Source organism: Arsukibacterium ikkense (genome assembly GCF_000987775.1).
GTDB lineage: Bacteria > Pseudomonadota > Gammaproteobacteria > Enterobacterales > Alteromonadaceae > Alishewanella > Alishewanella ikkense.
The window spans coordinates 40,764-63,354 of sequence record NZ_LAHO01000015.1 but is presented as its reverse complement, the minus strand read 5'-3'; the positions used below and the strand labels follow the sequence as shown (position 1 = coordinate 63,354).

21 protein-coding genes are annotated in these 22,591 nt (G+C 51.4%); 14 read left to right on the top strand and 7 right to left on the bottom strand.

The genetic code is table 11. The features are described from left to right. Positions 1-138 precede the first annotated feature (138 nt). Positions 139-759 (bottom strand): transcriptional repressor LexA, encoded by a 621-nt coding sequence (gene lexA / locus WG68_RS14830; RefSeq protein WP_046558497.1) that lies wholly within the window; start codon positions 757-759, stop codon positions 139-141. A gap of 139 nt (positions 760-898) precedes the next feature. On the opposite strand from lexA, the gene plsB reads away from it, so the two are divergent. After that, positions 899-3,343, top strand: a complete 2,445-nt coding sequence (gene plsB, locus WG68_RS14825) for a glycerol-3-phosphate 1-O-acyltransferase PlsB (RefSeq protein WP_046558496.1) — start codon at positions 899-901, stop codon at positions 3,341-3,343. Here the strand turns inward: plsB and tesB are convergent. Then, positions 3,340-4,209, bottom strand: coding sequence for an acyl-CoA thioesterase II (gene tesB, locus WG68_RS14820; RefSeq protein WP_046558495.1), 870 nt, complete (start codon positions 4,207-4,209; stop codon positions 3,340-3,342). The two genes, plsB and tesB, sit on opposite strands and share 4 nt — an antisense overlap. Positions 4,210-4,273: 64 nt before the next feature. Here tesB and WG68_RS14815 point away from each other — a divergent pair, with 64 nt between their 5' ends. Together WG68_RS14815 and WG68_RS14810 are read left to right on the top strand one after the other, a co-directional pair. Continuing rightward, positions 4,274-4,732: an EVE domain-containing protein gene (locus WG68_RS14815; RefSeq protein WP_046558494.1), complete on the top strand. Its 459-nt coding sequence runs from the start codon at positions 4,274-4,276 to the stop codon at positions 4,730-4,732. Between the two features lie 49 nt (positions 4,733-4,781). Further along, the gene (locus WG68_RS14810) at positions 4,782-5,012 is read left to right on the top strand and encodes a hypothetical protein (protein WP_046558493.1); all 231 of its coding nucleotides are present in this window, start codon (positions 4,782-4,784) and stop codon (positions 5,010-5,012) included. Positions 5,013-5,167: 155 nt separating this feature from the next. On the opposite strand, the gene WG68_RS14805 is transcribed toward WG68_RS14810, so the two are convergent. Continuing rightward, positions 5,168-6,901 (bottom strand): DUF885 domain-containing protein, encoded by a 1,734-nt coding sequence (locus WG68_RS14805; RefSeq protein WP_046558492.1) that lies wholly within the window; start codon positions 6,899-6,901, stop codon positions 5,168-5,170. Positions 6,902-7,135: 234 nt separating this feature from the next. Here WG68_RS14805 and WG68_RS14800 point away from each other — a divergent pair, with 234 nt between their 5' ends. The 11 genes from WG68_RS14800 to hemB all read left to right on the top strand — a co-directional run bounded on the left by WG68_RS14800 (position 7,136) and on the right by hemB (position 15,762). Then, positions 7,136-8,158: a GGDEF domain-containing protein gene (locus WG68_RS14800; RefSeq protein ID WP_046558491.1), complete on the top strand. Its 1,023-nt coding sequence runs from the start codon at positions 7,136-7,138 to the stop codon at positions 8,156-8,158. Between the two features lie 94 nt (positions 8,159-8,252). Then, on the top strand, positions 8,253-9,008 hold the full coding sequence (gene ubiE, locus WG68_RS14795; protein WP_046558490.1) for a bifunctional demethylmenaquinone methyltransferase/2-methoxy-6-polyprenyl-1,4-benzoquinol methylase UbiE: 756 nt from the start codon (positions 8,253-8,255) through the stop codon (positions 9,006-9,008). Continuing rightward, a complete protein-coding gene (locus WG68_RS14790; RefSeq protein WP_046558489.1) occupies positions 9,008-9,616 on the top strand; it encodes a ubiquinone biosynthesis accessory factor UbiJ in 609 nt (202 codons plus the stop codon). The genes ubiE and WG68_RS14790 overlap by 1 nt, the downstream gene beginning before the upstream one ends. Before the next feature lie 3 nt (positions 9,617-9,619). Next, complete coding sequence (gene ubiB, locus WG68_RS14785) at positions 9,620-11,248, top strand: ubiquinone biosynthesis regulatory protein kinase UbiB (protein ID WP_046558488.1); 1,629 nt, start codon at positions 9,620-9,622, stop codon at positions 11,246-11,248. 53 nt (positions 11,249-11,301) lie between these two features. Next, the gene (gene tatA / locus WG68_RS14780) at positions 11,302-11,550 is read left to right on the top strand and encodes a Sec-independent protein translocase subunit TatA (RefSeq protein ID WP_046558487.1); all 249 of its coding nucleotides are present in this window, start codon (positions 11,302-11,304) and stop codon (positions 11,548-11,550) included. After that, positions 11,551-11,913, top strand: coding sequence for a Sec-independent protein translocase protein TatB (gene tatB / locus WG68_RS14775; protein WP_046558486.1), 363 nt, complete (start codon positions 11,551-11,553; stop codon positions 11,911-11,913). It abuts the gene before it with no gap. Continuing rightward, on the top strand, positions 11,903-12,661 hold the full coding sequence (gene tatC, locus WG68_RS14770) for a twin-arginine translocase subunit TatC (RefSeq protein WP_046558485.1): 759 nt from the start codon (positions 11,903-11,905) through the stop codon (positions 12,659-12,661). The genes tatB and tatC overlap by 11 nt, the downstream gene beginning before the upstream one ends. Beyond that, positions 12,658-13,224, top strand: a complete 567-nt coding sequence (locus WG68_RS14765; RefSeq protein WP_052749124.1) for a hypothetical protein — start codon at positions 12,658-12,660, stop codon at positions 13,222-13,224. The genes tatC and WG68_RS14765 overlap by 4 nt, the downstream gene beginning before the upstream one ends. 1 nt (position 13,225) lies before the next feature. After that, positions 13,226-14,035 (top strand): TatD family hydrolase, encoded by an 810-nt coding sequence (locus tag WG68_RS14760; protein ID WP_046558484.1) that lies wholly within the window; start codon positions 13,226-13,228, stop codon positions 14,033-14,035. Then, the gene (locus WG68_RS14755) at positions 14,025-14,762 is read left to right on the top strand and encodes a GGDEF domain-containing protein (RefSeq protein WP_046558483.1); all 738 of its coding nucleotides are present in this window, start codon (positions 14,025-14,027) and stop codon (positions 14,760-14,762) included. Before WG68_RS14760 ends, WG68_RS14755 begins: the two co-directional genes overlap by 11 nt. Further along, positions 14,752-15,762 carry a porphobilinogen synthase gene (gene hemB / locus WG68_RS14750; protein ID WP_046558482.1) on the top strand — a complete coding sequence of 337 codons (1,011 nt, stop codon included), beginning with the start codon at positions 14,752-14,754 and terminating at the stop codon, positions 15,760-15,762. Before WG68_RS14755 ends, hemB begins: the two co-directional genes overlap by 11 nt. Before the next feature lie 16 nt (positions 15,763-15,778). On the opposite strand, the gene WG68_RS19590 is transcribed toward hemB, so the two are convergent. Genes WG68_RS19590 through WG68_RS14730 form a run of 4 tightly spaced genes read right to left on the bottom strand, consistent with a single transcriptional unit; the run spans position 15,779 to position 22,565 of the window. After that, complete coding sequence (locus WG68_RS19590) at positions 15,779-18,187, bottom strand: endonuclease/exonuclease/phosphatase family protein (RefSeq protein WP_046558481.1); 2,409 nt, start codon at positions 18,185-18,187, stop codon at positions 15,779-15,781. Positions 18,188-18,246: 59 nt separating this feature from the next. Continuing rightward, positions 18,247-19,533, bottom strand: a complete 1,287-nt coding sequence (locus WG68_RS14740) for a glycosyltransferase (protein WP_046558480.1) — start codon at positions 19,531-19,533, stop codon at positions 18,247-18,249. A gap of 3 nt (positions 19,534-19,536) precedes the next feature. Continuing rightward, positions 19,537-21,792: a glycoside hydrolase family 15 protein gene (locus WG68_RS14735; RefSeq protein WP_046558479.1), complete on the bottom strand. Its 2,256-nt coding sequence runs from the start codon at positions 21,790-21,792 to the stop codon at positions 19,537-19,539. Continuing rightward, on the bottom strand, positions 21,792-22,565 hold the full coding sequence (locus WG68_RS14730; protein ID WP_046558478.1) for a TVP38/TMEM64 family protein: 774 nt from the start codon (positions 22,563-22,565) through the stop codon (positions 21,792-21,794). Before WG68_RS14730 ends, WG68_RS14735 begins: the two co-directional genes overlap by 1 nt. Positions 22,566-22,591 lie beyond the last annotated feature (26 nt).

Genomic DNA, 22,591 nt, shown 5'->3' with positions numbered 1-22,591 from the left:
GTTATTTTTGCAGCAACCCTTGCCTAAGAATCATCCAAATCAGCGTCAGTGTAAACCCCTAAATAGCAAAAGCGCCGGCAAAACCAACAGGTCATACCAGCGCCTTATTAACAATTAACTTATTGAGCTAACGACTTTTTACAGCCAACTGCCGTTTCTAATCACCCCAACAGCTAAACCTTCCACCGCAAATTGCTGCTGCCTCAGGTCTACTTTGATCACATCAAAATCTTTATTTTCCGGTAACAGCAACACCTGATGGCCATCACGCTGAAATCGCTTAACCGTCACGTCATCATCAACCCTGGCAACAATCACCTGGCCGGGCTGGGCCTGGCTGGTTTTATGCACGGCCAGTAAATCACCGTCCAGAATACCAATATCCTGCATGCTCATACCTTGCACTTTCAACAGAAAATCAGCATGTGGCTTAAATAAATGAGCATCTATTTTGTAATGGTTCTGCACATGTTCTGCCGCCAGAATGGGCTGGCCAGCTGCCACTTTACCAATTAGCGGTAAACCTAATTGTTCCGGCTCATTGTCATCGTCCAGCAAACGAATGCCTCGCGAGGTGCCCGGCATCATGGTAAGCACCCCTTTCTTTGCCAGGGCCTTCAAATGCTCCTCTGCCGCATTAGCCGACTTAAAACCAAGCTGGCTGGCTATTTCAGCCCGGGTTGGTGGCATACCGGTTTCGCTCTGATAATCTTTAATAAGCTGTAAAATTTCTGCCTGACGCGGCGTTAGTGGTCTCATAGTGCTGGCTACCTATACAGTTAGTACTGTGAGTATATACAGGCTTTCAGCAAATGCCAAGTTTTGTCGCTACGACAAATTTGCCTGCCAACGCTTCCATGATATTCTTGTAAGCTTGTGATTTAATGTCGGTATCATTATGTTTTCTGGCTTGTCGTTGCTTACCACCTTATTAAAGTGGCCGCTGCGGATTTTAGTTAAGTTTAAAATTGTACCTGACCATGCGGTCAATGAGCTGGCGCTGGATGTGAACCGGCCGATATTGTATGTCTGCCACACCGAATCAGCCAGCGATCTGGCGACGCTGCGCCGGGTCTGCATAAAGCTGGCGTTACCTGATCCGCTGCAACCGGTAACCCTGGCCGGGCAACAATTTCCCCGCACCCTTTTTCTGGAAAAGCCGCACAGTGTGATTGGTGGTCGCGCTAAAACCCGCGCGCTGGCGCAAGGTCAGGCCTTACTGCAAGTGCATCTGGCCCATCCGCACATCAATGCTCAGCTGGTACCCGCAGCTATTTTATGGGGCCGGGCACCCGGCAAGGAAAACAGCATTAAGTGGCTGCTCGGCGAGGCTAATGCGCCGCACTGGCTGGCTAAACTGATTATCATACTGGTATCTGGCCGCCATACTCTGGTTCGGCTCAGTCGTGCCGTATCGTTGGCACAAATGGCCGCTCAGTTTGGCGATGCCACCGAAACCGCGCATAAGTTGTTACGCATGTCGCGCTTTCATTTTTATCGGCAAAAGCTGGCAGCGACCGGGCCGAAACTGGTTAACCGCAGCCAGTTGTTCAATGCATTGCTGGCCTCACCAGCATTAAAACGCGCTATTGAAGAAGAAGCCAAAGCCAAGCAGATTTCACTGAAAGCCGCCCGATTAGAGGCACGAAAGTTGTTGCAGGAAATTGCCGCAGACTACCGGGAGTCAACCCTGCGGGTAGGCGACAGGGTGCTTAGCTGGTTATGGAAAAAACTGTATAGCGGCATAAAAATAAACAATGCCGACATGTTGCGCGACCTGGCACAAAAGGGCCATGAAATAGTGTATGTTCCTTGCCATCGCAGTCACATGGACTATTTACTACTAAGTTACGTGATCTACCAGCAGGGTCTGGTTCCACCGCATATTGCCGCAGGTATTAATTTAAATTTCTGGCCCGCCGGTACTATCTTTCGCCGTGGCGGCGCATTCTTTATCAGGCGCAGTTTTAGCGGTAACAAACTCTATTCAGCGGTGTTTCGTGAATACCTGAGCCAACTGTTTAGCAAAGGTTATGCGGTTAAGTATTACTCGGAAGGTGGCCGTAGCCGCACCGGCCGCTTACTGCAACCCAAAACCGGCATGCTGGCGATGACGGTGCAATCTATGCTACGCGGCATTGACCGTCCGGTAACATTGGTACCGGTGTATCTGGGCTATGAACATGTGATGGAAGTCAGTACCTATATCAATGAACTGCAGGGCTCCGGCAAAAAGAAAGAATCTATCGGCGGCGTGCTCAAGGCCATCCGTAATTTGCGTGATTACGGTTATGGTTATGTGAACTTTGGCGAACCCATTCCATTAAACCAGTACCTGAACCAGCAGGTCAGTGACTGGAAAAGTACCATTCACCCGTTGGAAGTACAAAAGCCGAACTGGCTTAATCCAGTGGTCGCTAAACTGGCTAATCAGGTTATGCAACATATTAATCAGGCCGCGGCGCTCAATGCCACGAATTTGATCGCCCTGAGCCTACTGGCGACTGACAAGCACACCATGACCCGGGAAGAACTAACCCAGCAACTCAATTTTTATCTTAGCTTGCAAACACAGGTGCCGTATCATCAGCATGTCAGCTTGCCGGAAGGTGATGCGGAAAGTCTGATTAAGCATGCATTAAGTCTGCAGAAAGTACAAAGCAACACCGATGATTTTGGCGAGCTAATCAGCCTGAATGCAGAGCATGGGGTGTTAGCCAGTTATTACCGGAACAATATTCTGCATTTATTTATGCTGCCATCGTTGCTGGCCACCGCAGTTTTACACCAGCGCAGTATCAACAGCCAACAACTACTTCGTTATGCAGAGTGCTTATATCCATTGTTAAAAGCAGAGTTGTTTCTTTATGTCAGCTCAGTTCAAACCTACTGCCAGGCCTTATTACAATATCTGACTGAGCAGGGTTTGCTTGTCCGCGATGGCGATAATTATTGCGCGCCGGCGCAGCAAAGCCAGCAGTATTTTATGTTAAGCCTGTTGGCTCATAATGCTCAGGACACGCTACAGCGTTATGCTATCGTGTTAAATCTAATCAGACGCCAGCAGCCGGTGAGTCGGACAGATCTTGAAGTTAGCGCCCATCAGTTAGCGCAACGACTACTGAGCCTGCATGGCATAGTGGCCCCTGAATATTACGACAAAGGGCTGTTTAGCACATTGGTGAATGCGCTGAAAGAAGCCGGTATCAGCCATACTAATGCCAGCAATCAGGTGTGCAGCACAGCCAGGCTGGAACAGCTGGCTGACATGGTCAACACCTTATTACGCAACGATATTCTGCAAAGCTTACAACGAATAATGCCTCAACACCCAGCGCCTTAACGGGCGCTGGCGTATTGGCGGATAACCCCCTCCTGCATCGTGGACGCCACCAGTTCACCAGCGCGATTGAAAAACTGGCCGCGCACCAGGCCGCGGCCACCGCTGGCTCTTGGGCTGTCTACTGCATATAGCAACCAGTCGTCAAAACGAAAGTCCTGATGAAACCACATGGCATGATCAATGGTCGCCACTTGCATATTGGCAGCCATAAAAGATGCGCCGTGCGGCTGCAAAGCTGTCGGTAAAAAGTTAAAGTCTGAAGCATATGCCAGCAAATACTTATGCACCCGCACATCGTCGGGCATATTGCCGTTGGCTTTGAACCAGACATAGCGCTTAGGTGCACTGATTTGCGGCTGAAAAGGGTTCTGAAAATCTACTGGTCGCATTTCTATCGGTTTTTCACAAATAAACTTACTGCGTAAACTTTCCGGAATTAAGGCGGCATGTTGCTGATAAAACGCCAGATCAGATACCAGCGCTTCCGGCCCTGGCACATCAGGCATGGGGTCATAATGGCTAAAGCCCTGCTCTTCGGTCTGAAACGACGCTGTCATATAGAAAATAGGTTTACCATACTGAATAGCGCTGACCCGCCGGGTACTGAAACTCTTACCATCCCGAATGGTATCCACTTCATACACTATCGGCTTACTGGCATCACCAGGCCGTAAAAAATAGGAGTGAAAAGAATGCACCTTACGCTCCTCGGTCAGTGTTTCCTTGGCTGCGGATAACGCCTGGCCCATTACCTGACCACCGAATACCGCTTTAAACCCCAAATCCTGACTTTGCCCGCGGTATAGCCCCAGCTCGATGGTTTCCAATTTTAACAACGACAACAAATTATCTAATACCTGACTCATTTACCGGTCCTTTTGCTACACTTTGCTGTCCATATACTGCCGCAAAGCAAGGAGCCTGGCAAAGATGAACTACTGGTTATTTAAAACTGAACCGGCCGAATGCAGTATGGATGATTTTGTCCGGGCAGCCAGCACACCGATAGTGTGGGAAGGGGTGCGCAATTATCAGGCTCGTAATTTTCTGCGTGATCAACTGGCAGTGGGTGACCAGGTATTTATTTACCACTCAAGTTGCAAAGATATTGGTATTGCCGGTATTGCTCAGGTAACCAGAGCCGCCTACCCTGATCCCAGCCAGTTTGATGTAACTAGCAGCTATTTTGATCCCAAGGCCAGCGCAGATAACCCACGCTGGGTTGCCGTTGATTTAACTTTTGTACGCAAATTGCCGCAACTGATCCGACTGGACAAACTGAAAAGCTTAGCTACTCTGATAGAGTTGCCCTTAATTCGCAAAGGCAACAGACTTTCTGTAATGCCTGTTACCCGCGCAGAGTGGCAAACCATTTTGGCGTTAACTTAACCGGCCTGACAGAATCCACAACACAAGATCCCTGTAGTTGGAGCCAAGTATGATTCAAGAGCGGCGCCAGACGGATAAGGATATGCATTATTTCTGGGAAGAACTGAATTTAGCGCAGAAATTTTCTGTCGCAGAGTTGCAGCGATTCGGCTATGAATTATGGTTTGTAAGGCAGCAACATGAGCAGAAAATGGCCGTGTTGATCGCAGGTAATAAAATGGCAGCCATAGATAACGAAGGGCAGATAGATACCGAGCCCAACGTGATACTCAGACATTGAGGCTGCGTTCAGGCTGCCGGCAAACCAGGGCAGCGCACTGAACACTGCACCGTAGCAGATAGCAGATAGCAGATAGCAGATAGCAGATAGCAGATAGCAGATAGCAGATAACAAATAGCCGGCACTCGCCGGCTTTTTTTATTTAATTTTGCAATTTAGTTTTTCAATTCTGTAGCAATATAGCGGTTAACTTGCTGCTCCAGCACCGCCAGCGGCACGCTGCCGTTGCTTAACACCACATCATGAAAATGGCGAATATCAAACTTGACGCCCAGCTGTTGCTCAGCTTCAGAGCGCAGCCGTCTGATGGTTAACTCCCCCAGCTTGTAGGATAACGCCTGCGCCGGCCAGCTGATATAACGATCAATCTCGGTGGTGACATTGTGCATCGACAACGCCGTATTGTCGGCCAGAAAATCAATAGCCTGCTGCCTGCTCCAACCCATGCTATGCATACCGGTATCTACCACTAAGCGGGCGGCCCGCCACATTTCATAAGTTAGCCGGCCAAAATTGGCGTAAGGGTCATCGTAAAAACCCATTTCCAGGCCCAAATACTCGGCATACAAGCCCCAGCCTTCACCAAAAGCCGAGGTGTAAAAGCTGCGGCGGTAATCCGGCAGGCTGGCTTGTTCACGCGCTAAAGAGATTTGCAAATGGTGGCCCGGCACTGCCTCGTGCAGGGTGAGCGCCGGCATTTCATATAATGGCCGCCGGTTCAGGGCGTAGGTATTCACCCAGTAAAAACCTGCCTGATCATCACGCGACGCTCCGGCATAACGACCAGTAGTGTATTTGGGTGCAATTTCTGCCGGTACGGGCACTACGCCATAAGGTGTGCGGGGCAGTGTTTTAAACAATCGCGGCAACTCGGCGTCAGCCTGCTTGGATAACCAGGCGGCATAGCGCATTAACTCCTGCTCAGTTTTAGGGTAAAACTGCGGATCGGTGCGTAAAAACTGAATAAAATCAGCAAAACTACCGCTAAATTCTAACTGATCAATAATCGCCTGCATCTCAGCGCGAATGCGCTTCACTTCCGCCAGACCGGTGTTATGTACCTGCTGCGGTGTTAAACTAAGTGTAGTGTAATGCTCCAGCCGGTTTTGATAAAACGCCGCGCCATCAGGCAAATCCCCGGCCGCAATAGTACTGCGGGCACCCGGGATATATTCCTTCACCATAAAATCATAAAATGCCTGATAGGCGGGGTTCAGCTCTTCGTTGATCAGTTGCTGCGCCCGGGCCTGCAGTTGTTGCCAGTCGGTACTGCTAATATGATCAGGTTTGGTTGTAAAAGGCCGGTAGAACACACTGTTGTTGATATCGGCAGTAATGTACGAACTGATACTTTGCTCAAATCCGGCCAGTACCACCTTCGGCTGAGTGATACCAGTTAACAGGCCCTGGCGCATCCAGTCAGTCTGCTGCTGCATATAGGTAGGCACGGTCGCCAGCTTTTGCAAATAGCTCTCATAATCAGCTGCTTGGCGCAGGGCGCTGCGCTGCATCATCATCGCCACCGACGTATGAAAACCGGATTCTGAGGTTAATGGCATCAAATGGGCGTTGTAGACATAACCATCAATGTGATTGGCCAGCCGGTACTGTAAAATGGCGTGATTGATCTGGTTTTGCTCAGAAAGTTGCGTCGGGCTCAGCTGCGCAAGCTGCTGCTGCCAGACCAGGCGCTGTTGCTGCTGGGTACTGAGTGCCGCCGCCGACATGTCAGGCAAACGGTCGGGTTCAGTTGCGGTCAGTCTGGTCTCAGCCTGCCAAATTTGCCTGGCCAGTTGCTCGAACCGCTGATCCGCGTCAGCCCGCTCCGGGGTGGTACTGCAGCCAGCCAGGCCGATTGTCAGGATGATAATAGTAAGTAATATCCGCATTTTTTAAATCTCTCTGGATGTCATATCATCGATTGTAACCTTATTTAGCTGAGATAAAAGCCGCTTAAACTGACAAAACAGACCACTGAGCTGAGATATTCCGGGTTATTTGTCGCTATTTTCAGCGACTGAGCGATTTTGTTAACATCGCAGGTTGCCAGCGAGCCGGATTCGGTTACTATGGGAACGAATAATAAAAATAGAGTGATTGGCCGCGGAGCTAAACATCGTCTTATGAAGTATCAGGATACGCTGCAACAAGCGCTGGAAAAAGCGGGCTTAGTCAAAGCTTTCCTGCAGCACAACCAATTGGCGATTCACCCGATAAACTATGCGGTGGCATACGACTATATCAGCGGCAACAATGCCGAGTTATGCCAGGCCATTGAGCAGAAGCTGGCCAGCAAAGCTGGTTTTGATGATTTTATTATGGCCGAGCTTTATCAGCGCTGGCTGGCAGACGAAAATGCTGAGCAAGAACAACTACTGCAGGATGTCACCGGCATAGTGGGCCGCCTGTCTGGGTATACTGATCTGGCCGCCGAAGCAACCGGCTTGTTTATTCAGCAATTAGATCAGCAGCTTCATCAGCTGGCCGCAACACCTGCAGCTCTCGGTGAAATAGCCGCAGCTATCAAAACGCAGACTCATACTTATCAGCAGCAACAACAACAACTACATCAGCAATTGGCCATGGCGAATCAACAAAGCCACCAGTTGCGACATGAATTGGAACAGCTTAAGTTACAAAAAATGCAGGATCCGTTAACCGGCTTGTATAACCGCATTGCTATGCAAAATCAGGTAGATATCTGGCTAACCGAACAGCCGCAGCGTCAAATTGCCGCCATCGTCATTGATATCGACCACTTCAGCCGTTTTAATCAGGACTATGGTAACACTATTGGTGATGTTATTCTGAGCAAGGTGGCCCGTAAAGTAGGCAGTTACGTGCAAGCCAGTGGGTTGCCCGTGCGTTCCGGTGGCGAAGAGTTTATATTGCTGTTGCCTGATGTCGACTTGCGCACTGCTAACGAAATAGCGGAGCAAGTACGCAAAGGTGTCGAAAAACTGCGGTTTGTGTCGTCCAGAGATAAAAAAAGCCTGCCGAAGATCACAATTTCGCTTGGTGTGTCTTTGTTTCAAGCCAAAGAGAGCTGGTATCAATTTTTAGCGCGCAGCTCACAAGTGCTGAAACTGGCTAAAGAACGTGGCCGCAACCAGGTGGCCGACGAATTAATGTTACAACCTGGTTGAACCTGCCGTTAGCTGTTGCGTATATACAGCTGTTGGCTAGCGCAGCCAATTCTTTTACACTATTCATTCTTTTAGCGCTGAAACAGGCAACCCCATGACTGAACAACAACACGACACGACTCACTTCGGCTACAAAACGGTGCCGGCTGCTGAAAAAGTATCGCTGGTAGCCAATGTGTTTCACTCGGTTGCGGCCAAATACGATGTAATGAACGATGTGATGTCATTGGGTATTCATCGGTTGTGGAAGCGTTTCACCCTGGACTGCAGCGGTGTCAGGCCTGGCCAGCAGGTGCTTGATCTGGCGGGCGGCACAGGGGACATTGCGGCGTTGTTTTCACGCCGGGTCGGCGCCACCGGCAAAGTAGTACTGGCTGATATCAATGAGTCCATGCTCAATGTTGGCCGTGATAAGTTACGTGATTTAGGCCTGATCAATAACATTGAATTTGTCCAGGCCAATGCCGAAGCCCTGCCCTTTGCTGACAGCAGCTTTGATATCATCAGCATCGGCTTTGGCCTGCGCAACGTGACGGATAAGGCGGCGGCGTTAAAATCGATGTTTCGGGTTTTAAAACCCGGTGGCCGTCTGTTAGTGCTGGAATTCTCAAAACCGGAACAACAATGGCTCAGCAAAGTTTATGATATGTACTCATTTAAATTGCTCCCCATTATGGGCCAGTTAATCGCAAACGATAAGGAAAGTTATCAGTATCTGGCGGAATCTATCCGGATGCATCCTGATCAGGAAACCTTAAAAGCCATGATGGTTGACGCGGGCTTTGCTGAAGTGAGTTACCATAACCTGACGGGTGGTATTGTAGCATTGCACCGCGGTTTCAAATTCTGATGCTGCCCACCCTGCTGCCCCAGCTTCTTTGTGGCACGGCTGAAAAACTTTGCCATAGCCTGATTAGTATGGATAGCGGTGCAGCAGCGCGTTTGAAAAAGTTACAAGGTAAACAACTGGCTTTTACCCTACGGGAATTTAAACTGCGCCTGGTGCTGACCGCAGGCACTGACCGCTTGTTATTTAATCAACATCATGAAGTGGTTGATTGTGCGATCAGCACCGACTTGGCCAGCTTGCGTCAGTTGCGTGATGCCAGTCAGCTTACCCGTTTAATTAAAGCCGATGCGCTGCAAATTGATGGCGATATTCAGGTCGCCCAGCAATACAGCTATTTTTTGCAAAGCCTTAATCCCGACTGGCAGGAAGCCTTGTCAGGCTATGTCGGCGATGCGCTGGCTCATAAAATTGGCTTAAGTATTCGCCAGTTGCAACATTATCTTAGCGACAAAGCCAGCTTGCTGGATCAGAGCGTCACTATGCTGGCGCAGGACGAGTTATTACTCACTCCCGGCAGCCTTGAATTGCAACAGTTTAGCCAGCAGGTCAGTGAGCTCAGTGCCCGGGTTGAGCGCCTGGCTGCCTCGCTGCCCGGCCCCAAGGAGTAACAGGTGCGATTCAGCCGTTTTTACCAAATTCAAAAAACCTTACTGCAATACGGCCTGGATGAGCTAATCCCGCCAGCCTGGCTACCTTGGTATGCCAGGGCCACACGCAGCAGCGCCTTTTGGTTACGCAACCGTTACCCAGCCTACACCATTGGCAAGCGGCTGCGACTGGCGCTGCAAAGCCTGGGGCCGGTCTGGATCAAATTCGGCCAGATGCTATCTACCCGGCGCGATCTGCTGCCGGCCGACATCGCTGATGAGTTGGCTAAACTGCAGGACAAAGTCGATCCATTCCCGGGTGAGCAAGCCCAGCGCATGATTGAACACGCACTGGAGCTAAATGACATCAGTGAGCTATTCAGCAGTTTCAGTGTTACGCCATTGGCATCAGCATCGATCGCACAAGTGCATGCAGCGGTGCTGCGCCTGACTGATGGCAGCGAAGCCGATGTGGTGATTAAAGTGATCCGGCCGGATATTCGCAAACAAATTATTGCTGATCTGGATTTAATGGATGGTTTGGCTGCCATTGCAGCCCGCTATTTGCCCGACGGCAAACGCCTGCGGCCGCGCGAAGTGGTATCGGAATACCGCAAAACGATCCTCGACGAGCTCGACTTACAACGGGAAGCGGCTAATGCCATTCAGTTGCGGCGCAATTTTGAAGGCTCCGACTCACTGTACATTCCTTATGTACACAGTGACTTCAGCCGGCCCAATGTGATGGTGATGGAGCGGATTTATGGCATCCCGGTATCAGACATCGCTGCGCTGAACGCACAGCATACAGATATGGAATTGCTGGCCAAGCGCGGGGTAGAAGTCTTTTTTACTCAGGTGTTTCGTGACAGTTTCTTTCATGCCGATATGCACCCTGGCAACATTTTCGTCTCCCGTGAACACCCTGAAAATCCGAAGTATATCGGCATTGATTGCGGCATCGTCGGTACCTTAAACAGTGAAGACAAACGCTACCTGGCCGAAAATTTCGTGGCGTTTTTTAATCGCGACTATCGCAAAGTGGCCCAGCTGCATCTTGATTCTGGCTGGGTACCGATAGATACCAATGTTGAAGAATTCGAAAGCGCTATTCGTACCGTTTGCGAGCCCATCTTCCAAAAACCGCTGGCCGACATCTCCTTTGGCCATGTGCTACTGAATTTATTCAGCACTGCCCGGCGTTTTAACATGCAGGTGCAACCACAATTGGTGTTGCTGCAAAAAACCCTGTTGTATGTCGAAGGGCTGGGCCGGCAACTTTACCCGCAGCTTGATCTTTGGAAAACAGCCAAACCCTTTTTAGAGAGCTGGGTAAAACAGCAGGTAGGCGTACCGGCACTATGGCGCCAGGTAAAAGACAACGCGCCTTACTGGGCAGAAAAACTGCCACAAATGCCAACCTTACTGCATCGTTATCTGGAGCAGGGGCCAAAACAGCAGGCCATGCTGGTACAACAGCTGCAACTGCTGCAGTTACAGCAGCATAAAGCCAGCCAGCAAATTATTGCTGCGGCGCTTGCGGCTGGCACCCTGATAAGTGGTACTATAGCCCTTAGCTTTGGCGCACTATGGCTGGGTGGCGCCTTACTGGGCGGGGCTATCTTTTTCAGCGCAAAAGCACTATTGTCATAAACTTGTTGCAAACTGGCGCGGCGATTTCAGCATAGATTACAGAGGGTATTATTATGGGTGTTGGTGGATTTAGTATTTGGCAATTGCTTATTGTACTGGCAATTATAGTATTGTTATTTGGCACCAAGAAGCTTCGTGGTATTGGTACTGATCTGGGCTCAGCCATTAAGGGCTTTCGCAGCTCTATTAAAGATGAAGAGCCACAAGACGACGATAAACCCGAGCAACTGGCTGATTCACAACGCAGCCAAAACGACAGCCAACCTGAGCAAACCAAGCAAACTGACAAAGATAAACACTAAATGGGTTTCTGGGAGCTGTTGGTTATTGGCGTGATTGCCTTATTGGTGCTGGGCCCGGAGCGGCTGCCCGGCGCTATTCGCAGTGCAGTCAAAACGGTACGCAGTGTTAAACAGTTTGGCGCCCAGATGCAGGCTGAGCTAAGTGAGAACCTGCGGGTCCACGAGCTGCATCAGAAATTAAAAGACGCTGAGAGCAAAAACCTGCTGAATCTGACCGCTGACGAACAGGCCGCTTTAGACGAGCTGCGTGCCGCAGCTAAATCGGTCAACCCGCCCGTGGCAGAACTGACAAAACCAAAAACGCCTGCGCCAGCCATATCTAACCATAGCCATAAGTCAGTTGATCCTAAAGATGAAAACTAAACCGGAAGCCGACAGCCTGCTAGGCCACTTACTGGAACTACGCAATCGTTTATTACGTTGTGTTATTGCAGTACTACTGGTTTTTGCCGCCCTGGCCTATTTTGCCGCTGACATCTATCAGTTGCTGGCGGCGCCGTTAATTGCCGTGCTGCCCGCAGGCAGCAGTATGATCGCCACCGACGTTGCAGCACCCTTTTTTGCCCCCTTTAAGCTTACCTTTATTGTCGCTATTTGCTTGGCGATCCCCTATATTCTGTTGCAGATATGGCAATTTATTGCGCCAGCCTTATATGGCAAAGAAAAACGCCTGATGGCACCATTAGTCATCAGCAGCACCCTGCTGTTTTACGCTGGTATTGCCTTTGCCTACTTCGTGGTCTTTCCCATCGTATTTGCCTTTTTTACCAGCGTCGCGCCCGAGGGTGTAACAGTGGCCACCGATATCAGCAGCTATCTCGACTTTGTGTTAAAGCTGTTTTTTGCCTTTGGTTTATCTTTTGAAATACCGGTAGCCATTTTGCTACTGGTCTGGACAGGTACCGTGACTCCTGCCACGCTGGCCAGTAAACGGCCCTATATCATAGTTGGTGCTTTTGTCTTGGGCATGTTCCTTACCCCACCTGATGTCTTATCACAAACATTGCTGGCGGTACCGATGTGGTTGCTATTTGAAGCAGGCCTGTGGCTAAGCCGCTTTTATACGCCCAAGCCAGATCCCGAACCAGCTACAGAGGAAGAACAACAATGAGCAAACCACATTATCTGGCCACGCTACTGGCGTTGGCTGTCAGCAGTCTGCTGAGTTTACCAGCTAACGCCGACCCGCTAACTGAGGCGCTGAATGAATGCCGGCAACAGCAAAACGCCTTAAAGCGACTGGTCTGTTATGATGAAATCAACCTTGCAACAACCAGTGTCAAGCCAGCAGCGCCTGCCAGAACTCCCGCCAATGAAGCCTCAGCAAAAGCTACCCCAACGCATGGCAAGCCACCGGCACTGCCGGCGCCTGCAGTGAACCGGGCACCATTATCGAAAGCGCCACCAGCGGCAGAAGATTTTGGCTTAGAACATAAAAAAACGGCAGATAAGCAAACCGATCAGCTGTATCTTACCGTTAGCAGTATCAGCTACAGCCCACGTAAAGAACTGATTGTTGAATTTGATAATGGCCAGACCTGGCGTCAGACTGGTAGCGGCAACTACCCCATCGCCGTCGGCGAGCGGCACTTTATAAAGCGCGGCATGCTGAATTCTTTTACGCTTGGTAACGATGATAACAACCGCAACATCAAGGTTCGCCGGGTCAACTAACATGGCCACAGCAGAAGCTCAGCTAAGCTGGTTTGACAGTGGCGTTAATTTGTTTTGCCGGCAGTTTACCGGCATAGAGCAGCATATCTGGCAAAGAGCACAACACGCCGGGGTCAGTGGTATGCTGCTGATCGGGTCCGACATCAGCGAAAGCCAGCAGAATCAGCAGTTTTGTATTACTCATCCGCAGTGCTATACCACAGCGGGCGTGCATCCACATCAGGCTGGCCTGGTTACACATGACTGGCTGGCACAACTCAGTCAGCTGCTGACACAGCCCTCTGTGGTCGCTGTTGGTGAATGTGGTCTGGATTTTAACCGTGACTTCTCCCCAAGGCCGGCGCAGCAACAGGTGTTTGCCAGTCAGCTACAACTGGCAAAGCAACAGCAAAAACCCTTATATCTGCACGAGCGGGATGCCTTCCCAACCCAGCTGGCAATGCTGACAGAGCAGCATATTAACCATGGTGTTGCCCATTGTTTTACTGGCGACACTGCTCAGCTGAAAGCCTATCTGGATTTAGGTTTATATATTGGCATTACCGGCTGGATATGTGATGAGCGTCGCAGCCAGAGCCTGCAACAAGCTATTGAGTATCTGCCGTTAGACCGGCTGTTACTGGAAACGGATGCCCCTTATTTACTGCCCCGCACCATTAAACCACGCCCTAAATATAATGAACCGGCTTTACTGCCAGCCATTGCTGAGCACATCTGCCATTTAAAAAACATTAGTATGCAACAGTTGGCTGCTGCCAGCGTTGCCAATAGCCATAAGCTGTTTAACACGGGTGCGCCCTATGTTGCTTAATCTGTTGTGGTTGCTGGCCGGCATAGCACTAGGTAGCCTGATGACAGCTGTCATTGGCTACTGGCTTTGGCAGCGCAAGCAACGGCAAAGCACTGAGCAACTGGAGTCTAAACTGCTGAGTCATAATCTGGAGCTGCAAATCGCCCTGGATGAGCTGGCTGAGAAAAACCGCCTGCTGGAACAGCAAACCATGCTGGATACCTTAAGTGGTATTTATAACCGCGCCTGTTTCGATAAAAGGCTGCGCAGTGAATTAAAGCGCAGCCGGCGCGAAAAAACCCCGCTAGGCCTGGTGTTTATTGATATTGATCATTTTAAGAAAATTAATGATACCCACGGCCACCTAGCCGGTGACGCCGCTATTCAGCAGATTGCCGCTGCGCTGGCAGCCAGTTTAAAACGCAGCAGTGATGCAGTATTTCGCTACGGTGGTGAAGAATTTGCCTTATTGCTCCCAGGCACTCCGATAGCAGGCTGTATCGAACTGGCAGAACAGGTAAGGCTGCAAATCAGCGCTGCGCCAATACACATTGGCTCGCTGAGCTTACCAGTAACCCTTAGTGCGGGTTGCTACGCCGCCGTAGCCGACGCAGCCAGCGTCAGCACAGATTATATTGCCGCCGCCGACAGCGCCCTGTACCAGGCGAAAAGTCAGGGCCGTAACCGCACAGCCAGCGCCACCTCTCATGTTACCGCTTTATCACAGGAACCTGTCAATGAAAGCTAACCGTTTTTTCCCCGCCAGCCGGCCGCGCCGGCTGCGTGAGCATGATTTCAGCCGCCGCTTAATGGCAGAGCATCAGCTTAGTGTAAACGATCTTATTTACCCGATGTTTATCATTGAAGGTAACAACCAGCGGCAAAGCATTGCCTCTATGCCCGGGATTGAAAGGCTGAGCCTCGATTTACTGGTGAGCGAAGCGAAAGAACTGGTCGCGCTGGGCATCCCCGCCATCGCGTTGTTTCCGGTCACCCCGGCTGACGTTAAATCACTGCAAGCCGAAGAAGCCTGGAACCCGGACGGGCTGGCGCAGCGCGCCGTGCGTTTATTAAAACAGCATACGCCTGAGCTTGGCATTATCACCGATGTGGCCTTAGACCCTTTTACCACGCATGGTCAGGATGGCATTATTGACGAACATGGTTATGTTCAGAATGACATCACCACCGCAGCATTAGTGAAACAGGCGTTGTCCCACGCCGAAGCCGGAGCCGACATTGTTGCCCCCTCCGATATGATGGATGGCCGCATCGGCGCTATTCGCGAAGCACTGGAAGATGCTGGCTTTGTAAATACCCGCATTCTGGCCTATTCTGCCAAATATGCCTCCAGCTACTACGGGCCCTTTCGGGATGCCGTGGGCTCTGCCGGTAATTTAAAGGGTGGCAATAAAAAGAACTACCAGATGGACCCGGCCAACAGCAATGAAGCGCTGCACGAAGTGGCGATGGATTTAGAAGAAGGCGCCGATATGATAATGGTAAAACCGGGTATGCCTTACCTGGATATTGTCAGGCGGGTAAAAGACGAGTTTGGCGTGCCCACTTTTGCTTATCAGGTCAGCGGCGAATATGCCATGCACATGGCCGCTATCCAGAATGGCTGGCTGGCTGAGCAGCCAGTAGTGATGGAGTCGCTGCTGGCATTTAAGCGGGCGGGTGCCGACGGCATTCTCACTTACTTTGCTAAAAGAGTGGCTATCTGGTTAAAACAACCGCAGAGTTAACATAGACCTGACCTGCTCAGATGTCTAACTGCGGTATGGTCAGCTCTATCAATAGAGGCAAGTGATCTGACGCCACTTTTGCCTGATAAGAGCCGGCGATGTCAACTGCTGTCACCTGCCAGGCCGCGCTGACAAAAATATGGTCAATCCGGATGGCAGCAAAGCGACTGGGAAAGGTGCCTCTGGGCCTATGCCCTTTCAGCATGGTTTGGGCGTCTGTCATGGTCTGGCTGAGCCGCCTATATACCTCCGATGCCGGCTGAGCATTCAGATCGCCACAAAATATCACCGGGCCGCGGCAATCCGGGTGGCCCAGCCACTCTGCTCCCAATAAAGCATCAATTTGTGCCAGTCGCTCCCGCGGTTGCAAGCCCAAATGGGTATTAATAATATTCAGCTGCTGCCCATGCATTTCTACGGTAACCCAAATCGCGCCACGCGGTTCCAGTTGTGGTTTATCATCCAAGCCGGGCAGAGCAGCGGCTTTCACCAGCTTTAACGGCAAATGGGTTAAAATGGCATCACCATATTGTTCTTCCTCTATGTGCATGGCCGGATGAAAATGAAACTCCATCTGCAGATAACGGGCGATGAGTTCTGCCTGATCCAGGCCTAAACTGCGGTCCCGGCCAACATCCAGCTCCTGCAACACCACCACGTCAGGGTTGCCCTGGGCAATCACTCTGGCTATGCGCTCCACATCCACTTTGCCGTCCAGGCCAATACAACTATGAACGTTGTACGTCATTACCCTCAGGCTATCTTTTGGTGGCTGCGCAGTGCTGGCTCGGGCAGGCAAATGCCGTGGTGAGCGCCCCAGATACCGCAAAGCAGCATGATAGATATCTGTTGGTCGTAAATAATCATGCTGTGCCGGAGCCAACGCTAACGCTTCTGGCAGCAGTGCAAAACCATGGGTTTCAGCCGGCGTTGCTCCGGCATGGGCGCCATTTTCATCGGCAAACGACAAAGCTTCTACGCCTTTGCACCAGCCCATTATCACTACATCGCCGGCATTGGGGTGCTGGCATAGCCGCAATATATCGTCACTGACACTGTCCAGAAACGGATGATCCGCACCAAAAATAATGGCTTTATCCTCTGGCAGATAATAATCGCCAGCGGCGGTGGTGGCTCTTAACCGTTCAGGTTGCTCCAGCACCAATACCAGCGGTACTTTATGCACACTTGCCAGCTCAGTGGCGATAAAGCGGCTGTCAGCCTGATTCAGCGACGCGGCGGCATAGATATGGCCCACAGGCCCCTGCGCCGCTACCTTTAGCTCGCTGTCGGCTGGGTGGGTATCATCATTATTACCCACTACCAGCAAGCGCTGCACCTTGCTGCCACCCAACAATCTGGCGCGCTGAGTGTGCACGCTGCCAGTCACCTTCCGCCGCAATATTGCTGGTGAGGCGGTGAGTTTTTCAAAGCTCAGGGCAACCGCCTGCTGCAACGGGTAACCCTGCAGCCGGTGATAAGGCATCACTTTTTCCTGACCGTGATCAGAGTACAGCCATAACTGATAACTGCGCCACTGCGAGTGCTGCGCTGCGCGCCATAAACGCTCAATACTGTTATCAATACCCTTTAACGTCCAATGAGCAAACAACGATGAGGGTCCGCGCCGGTGCGATTGCTCGTCGTAACCCAGTAAATTAATGTGCACGACAGGCAAACCTCGGCTGATATCAATTTTGCCGCCGATCACACAAAGTTCGCGCAACACGATCGACACAGCAACCCGCGCCGGGATAAATTTCAATTCACTGACAAAATCCTGGCCTTTAATAATGCCGCGACAAAAATCCACTACCGCCAAAGCAAGCTCTAAAAAAAACAAACCAATAATCCGCAGCACGCTGTATAAATTACTAACAACAAGCACCAATAACACCAGCGGGTTAGCGGCGCGTAGTGCGGCCCCCCAGCCCATCGAGGCAGCGCAAAAATGCGACTCAGCCGCACCACCAGTATAAATATTGGCATAGGCACTGCCGTCTTGCAGCAGGGGCGCAGGGCTCAGTTCGTTCAGGCTGGCTTCTACCTGGGCAGCGGTCTCAGGCTGCAACATCTTAACTAACTCGCCAGATTGCTTATCGCGAAACGAAAATGCAGGCACCGCTGTTTTCACCCCGTAAAACAGTTCAGCCTGCACCGCAGGCGTTGTTGCCGGCAATCCCGAGTAAAGTGCTTGTAAAATATAATGCTCCCGCTGTAGCAAGCGGCGTAAAAACGGCATTCTGCCGCACTTCAGTGCCTGCTGTAACTGCGGCTGGGATAAACCATCCAGCTGGATCATAATAAGGCCCGGCCTTATCCCTGAGCCCTTAGACACGGTTAATTGCAGCAGCCGGGTTAACCAATGGCTGCGGCTTAGGCTGCGCCTTGCCCAGCGCAACCACACTTCAACCCGACTAATCATAACCCTCCCCGCAAGCCTTGCTACTCTTGCCGATTTGCACGCTGCAGTATCTTGCTACATTAATGAGTATCATCATTAAATAGACCACTGCCAACGGCATTACCGCCTGCCACGGCGACGCTTCGCAGAATATCCCATTCAGCCTTAACCCAGGCCAGCACATCTTCCCAGTCCCGTTCGGTTTTAACGACGGTACCCGGGTGCGCGTCCAGCAGGGCGCGGTAACACCTTATAGCTTTCGTAGCAGAGCAGGGCATAGCGAACGCCTCAGCGGTTTGACGGGCACCATGGCGCAAAAGTGCCAGCTCGGCAGGCGAAGCATCAATCAGCTGGCATAGCGCATCAGCCATTGCCTCTGCGGTGTTGTGCATTAACTTCAGGCCATTGCTGCCGTCAGCAACCACTTCACGCACGCCAGGTGCATCAAAGGCCACTACGGGTAAACCGGCAGCCATTGCCTCGGTTAGCACCATGCCCTGCGTTTCACTGGCAGAGGCAAAGGCAAAAATATCCATTGCATGCAATGCATCGGTAAGTTGTTGTTGTTGTAGTATGCCCAGCATATGGAGTTTGCCGGCAATGCCGGCTTTTGCGAAAATATGCCGAATAACCTGCTCGGACGGACCGGTACCGACCACCAGGAAATGCGCTGCTGCACGAGCGCCAATGGCTCTGGCAGCAGCCTGAGCCAGCACCTCCAGGTTTTTCTCCGGTGCCAGCCGGCCAAGGTGACCAATCACAAATGCCTGCTTCGGAATACTCAGTTGCTGCCGCACCCTGCTGCCGTCCCCTACGGCAAACCTCTCGACATAAACCCCGGTTGGGATCACTTCAATCGGGCTGGTAACCCCCCGTTGCTGTAACAATTGAGCGATGCTCTCGCTTGGCGCTATAACCTGATCCGCTAAATTGGCATAACGGGTTGCCAGCTCAATGGCAAAATGCTGCATCGTCAGCGAGTCGCCAGGTACATAATGCGTGTATTGTTCGTATAAGGTATGGTGGGTAAACACCAGTGGTAGCTTTCGATAGCGAGCGGTGCGCAGGGCGCTCATCCCAAGCAGAAATGGATGCTGCGAATGAATAATATCCGGAGCGAACTCATCGAGGATCCCACTGAGTTTGTGGTGAAACGGTAAGGCTACTGAAAAATCTGTCGCATTAAAGTTCTGAATGGCGCCAATTCTTACCACATCAGTTTCATTACTGGGCATATCGGCAAATTCCGGGGCGACGACTAACACCCGATGGCCCAGTTTCCGATATTCAGTGACAAAAGCCTCAACCGAACGCGCCACACCACCAACATGCGGAATATAGGTGTTAGTAAAGATAACAATGTTCATCTGTTAACTCTCCGTTGTGCTCAAAGTAGCACTACCTGTGGCCGCTGTTGTGGCTATAGTGATACTGGAATGGCCCGGCAAGCTGATTTCCAGTTGCGGGCCCACTTGCTGATGCCAGTCAGCCTGCCAGTCAACTACTGTCTGCTGGCCAGGGCCAGCGCGAATAACCAGGGTAATGCTACCAAAGCTGGTCGGCGCGGGGCCAAAGCGGATGTCCTGAGCACTGGCCAGCCAGCGCCCGGGTACACCAGCGCAAAGCACCAACCGCTCATTCTCTTCACGGACAAAGCAATGTCGTAGCATTAACACCCATTCTGCCGCTGCCCAGACATGATGACCATCTCCCATGCAGCCGCCGCCTGTCGCGGGATGAATGGCTTCAGGCCATTGTCCGGTCGGCGATGCCAGCGCTGCTACCGCGTCCATCAATTCCAGATAACGCGGGTCATTGGCGCGCAACAGCACTTGCGCCACGTGCAGCGTTAAGTAAGCATTCAGCCCTGAGTGAATCATATCCTGATAGAATGCACCTTTAACAAAGCAGCGCTGTAATAAAAATTCGACGGTATCCAGCAGCCGCGGATCGTCAGCAGCGCACAACTGCGCAGGATAGCCTATTGCCAGCGAGCCAATGGCTCCGGCGTCCAGCCGCCGGTATGGTGAAGCTGGCATCGCCGGCCTTTTTAACCGGGCAGCGCAGTGCATCAGACTGTTCTCTATAGCCACAGTAAAATCGTGCGCCGCGGCACTAAACTCCCGCTGCAACTTAGGCTTAACCGTCTTAAACAACTCAGCGGCGGCCTGTAAGCCTGCCACCCCCCAGAAATCATCCCAGTAGTAAAAATCGTTCGGGCCCAGATGCTCGGCACTAAAGCCCGCGGGTAATAAGCCTGCATGTGGCGTGTCTAAGCTGGCTGATAAACGCTTTTTAATGATCCAACTTGCACCTTTTTTAAGCGGACCATGCCAATCTGGTGACAACTCACGCCCGCTGAGCTCGGCATAACGTTTTAAGATCCATAGCACTTCACCATTGGCATCCCACTCTCCTTCCTGCGAGCAAAAATACCCCAGCAACGTCTGCCGGCCAGGAAACTGCTGTAAAGCCCGGGCAGCACGCTCAGTTAACCCCACGCAAAGCAAAGCATGAATAATAAAAGCAGCATCTCTGAACCAGAACCGCCGGTAGGTGTAAGGGCCGGGATAAACATCTTGCGGCGAGTGCAGAATCAACGAGGTGGTCGCTGCATCATATAAAAACTGATAAAGCGGCTCAGGGCAGACCAACTTACACAGTTTCTGTTGCTCCAGCCGCCAGGCATCAGCTGGTAACTCAGGCTGGCTGGCCGCCGTTAATGGAATAGTCACTACCAGTTCTTGCCAGTCGTTTGCGGATAATTTAAACAACGCAGCCGCCGTGACCATACCAACATCACATCCCCCCTCAGCTTGTTGTTGCGCATCATTAAGGTGAATGTAGACATCCCCCTGCTGGTAAGTTGACACGTGATGGCGATCAGCAGGGCGACTGAACATAATCCGTTTATCATTATCTACCAGCCACTGATCAGCTTGCTTATTCAGTGCCACTTTATGAATAAAACTGACCCCTTCCGGGTTTTGCGGCCGTAGCGCCAGCACCAGATAGCCCGGCTGATCAGAGGTTGCCCGCAACCGCAGCTTCGCCACCGGCACCCCCCCCTCAAGCTCGACAGAAGCCCGGCTGTGCAGCGTCATACCGGGTTGGCTGATGGTGGTATCAATCCTGACATCGCCGGCAACTTTATACTGTTGCTGGCAGTTATCTGACCTGGACGGCAGCAGGCATTCGCCATGCTCTGGCATAATCCAGCCATCCAGTGACCAACCGTCTAAAAAAGGCGTTAGCAACCCCCGCGGATCAACTATGGGTAACTCAGCACAATCCGGATAGCCGATGGCAGTCCAGTTGCGGTGGGTCAGGTTAATATGGGTAATAGAAAATGCACGCGGAATAAATGAGTTGTCGTAAGGGTCAAACTGTCGCTCAACCCAATAGGGCCAAACCCAATCCAGGTTATGCTGAATAACCCGGCTGTTAATCAGGCCACGGGCATGAAACACCACCCCGGCCCGCAGTAATTCAATCGGTTCCCCCACTTCAGAAGGTTGAGCAAAATTATGCAGCCGTACCAGTAAGGCAACAGGGTCTATAAAGCCATGTTTGTGGGCAGCATAACGCACCACATAGCGCCAGGGTAGCCATTTAAACCAGGTCATCAGTCAACCTCCTGTTCGGCATGCTGCTCGGTATATTTAGCCAGCGCCCGGCTGGCCAGCCGGTTCAGATAAACAATAATGGCTATCGCCGCCATTAAACCGCCTGCATACAGAGCCCATTCCCAACCAGAGCGCTGCTGCTGGCCAAATTCAAATGTCGTAATATCTGCAATCAACGACCCCAGATACACGTTATGAACCGTAAAGGGAATAAAGCCCAGCAGTGAACCAATAATATAACCGCGCAGGGAAAAACGGCTTAAACCAAAAAAATAGTTCGCGATTTTACTCGGGAAAAACGGGATCAACCGGGTGAGCAACACTATTTTCCAGTCGTTTTTACTGAACTCATCATTGACCAGCCGTAGTTTTGCTCTGGCCATAATAAAACGTTTAGCACGATCGCCAAACAAATAGCGCGCCAGCAAAAAGGCGATGACTGCGCCTAAGGTGGTCCCCAGCAGCACATACACCGAGCCTTGCAGCACGCCAAATACAAAGCCAGCGCCTATCGTAAAAAGTGCACCGGGTAACAGCAATACCACCACGGCCGCCATAATCAGCATAAACAGCAACGGTGCCCAGATCCCTTGCAGCTTGAACCACTGCAGCAAATGCAGCACTTGCGCGTGCACCCCAAAATACACCATTACGGCCAGAACACCTGCAACAAAAACAATACTGCCAGCCAGGCCAAGCCAGGCTGACTTTTGACGGCTGGTTTTAGCGCGCGCAGCCGTTTTGCGATGCGAGGGGGACACTGGCGGTAACATGCAAACTCGCTGGGGTGTTAAACACT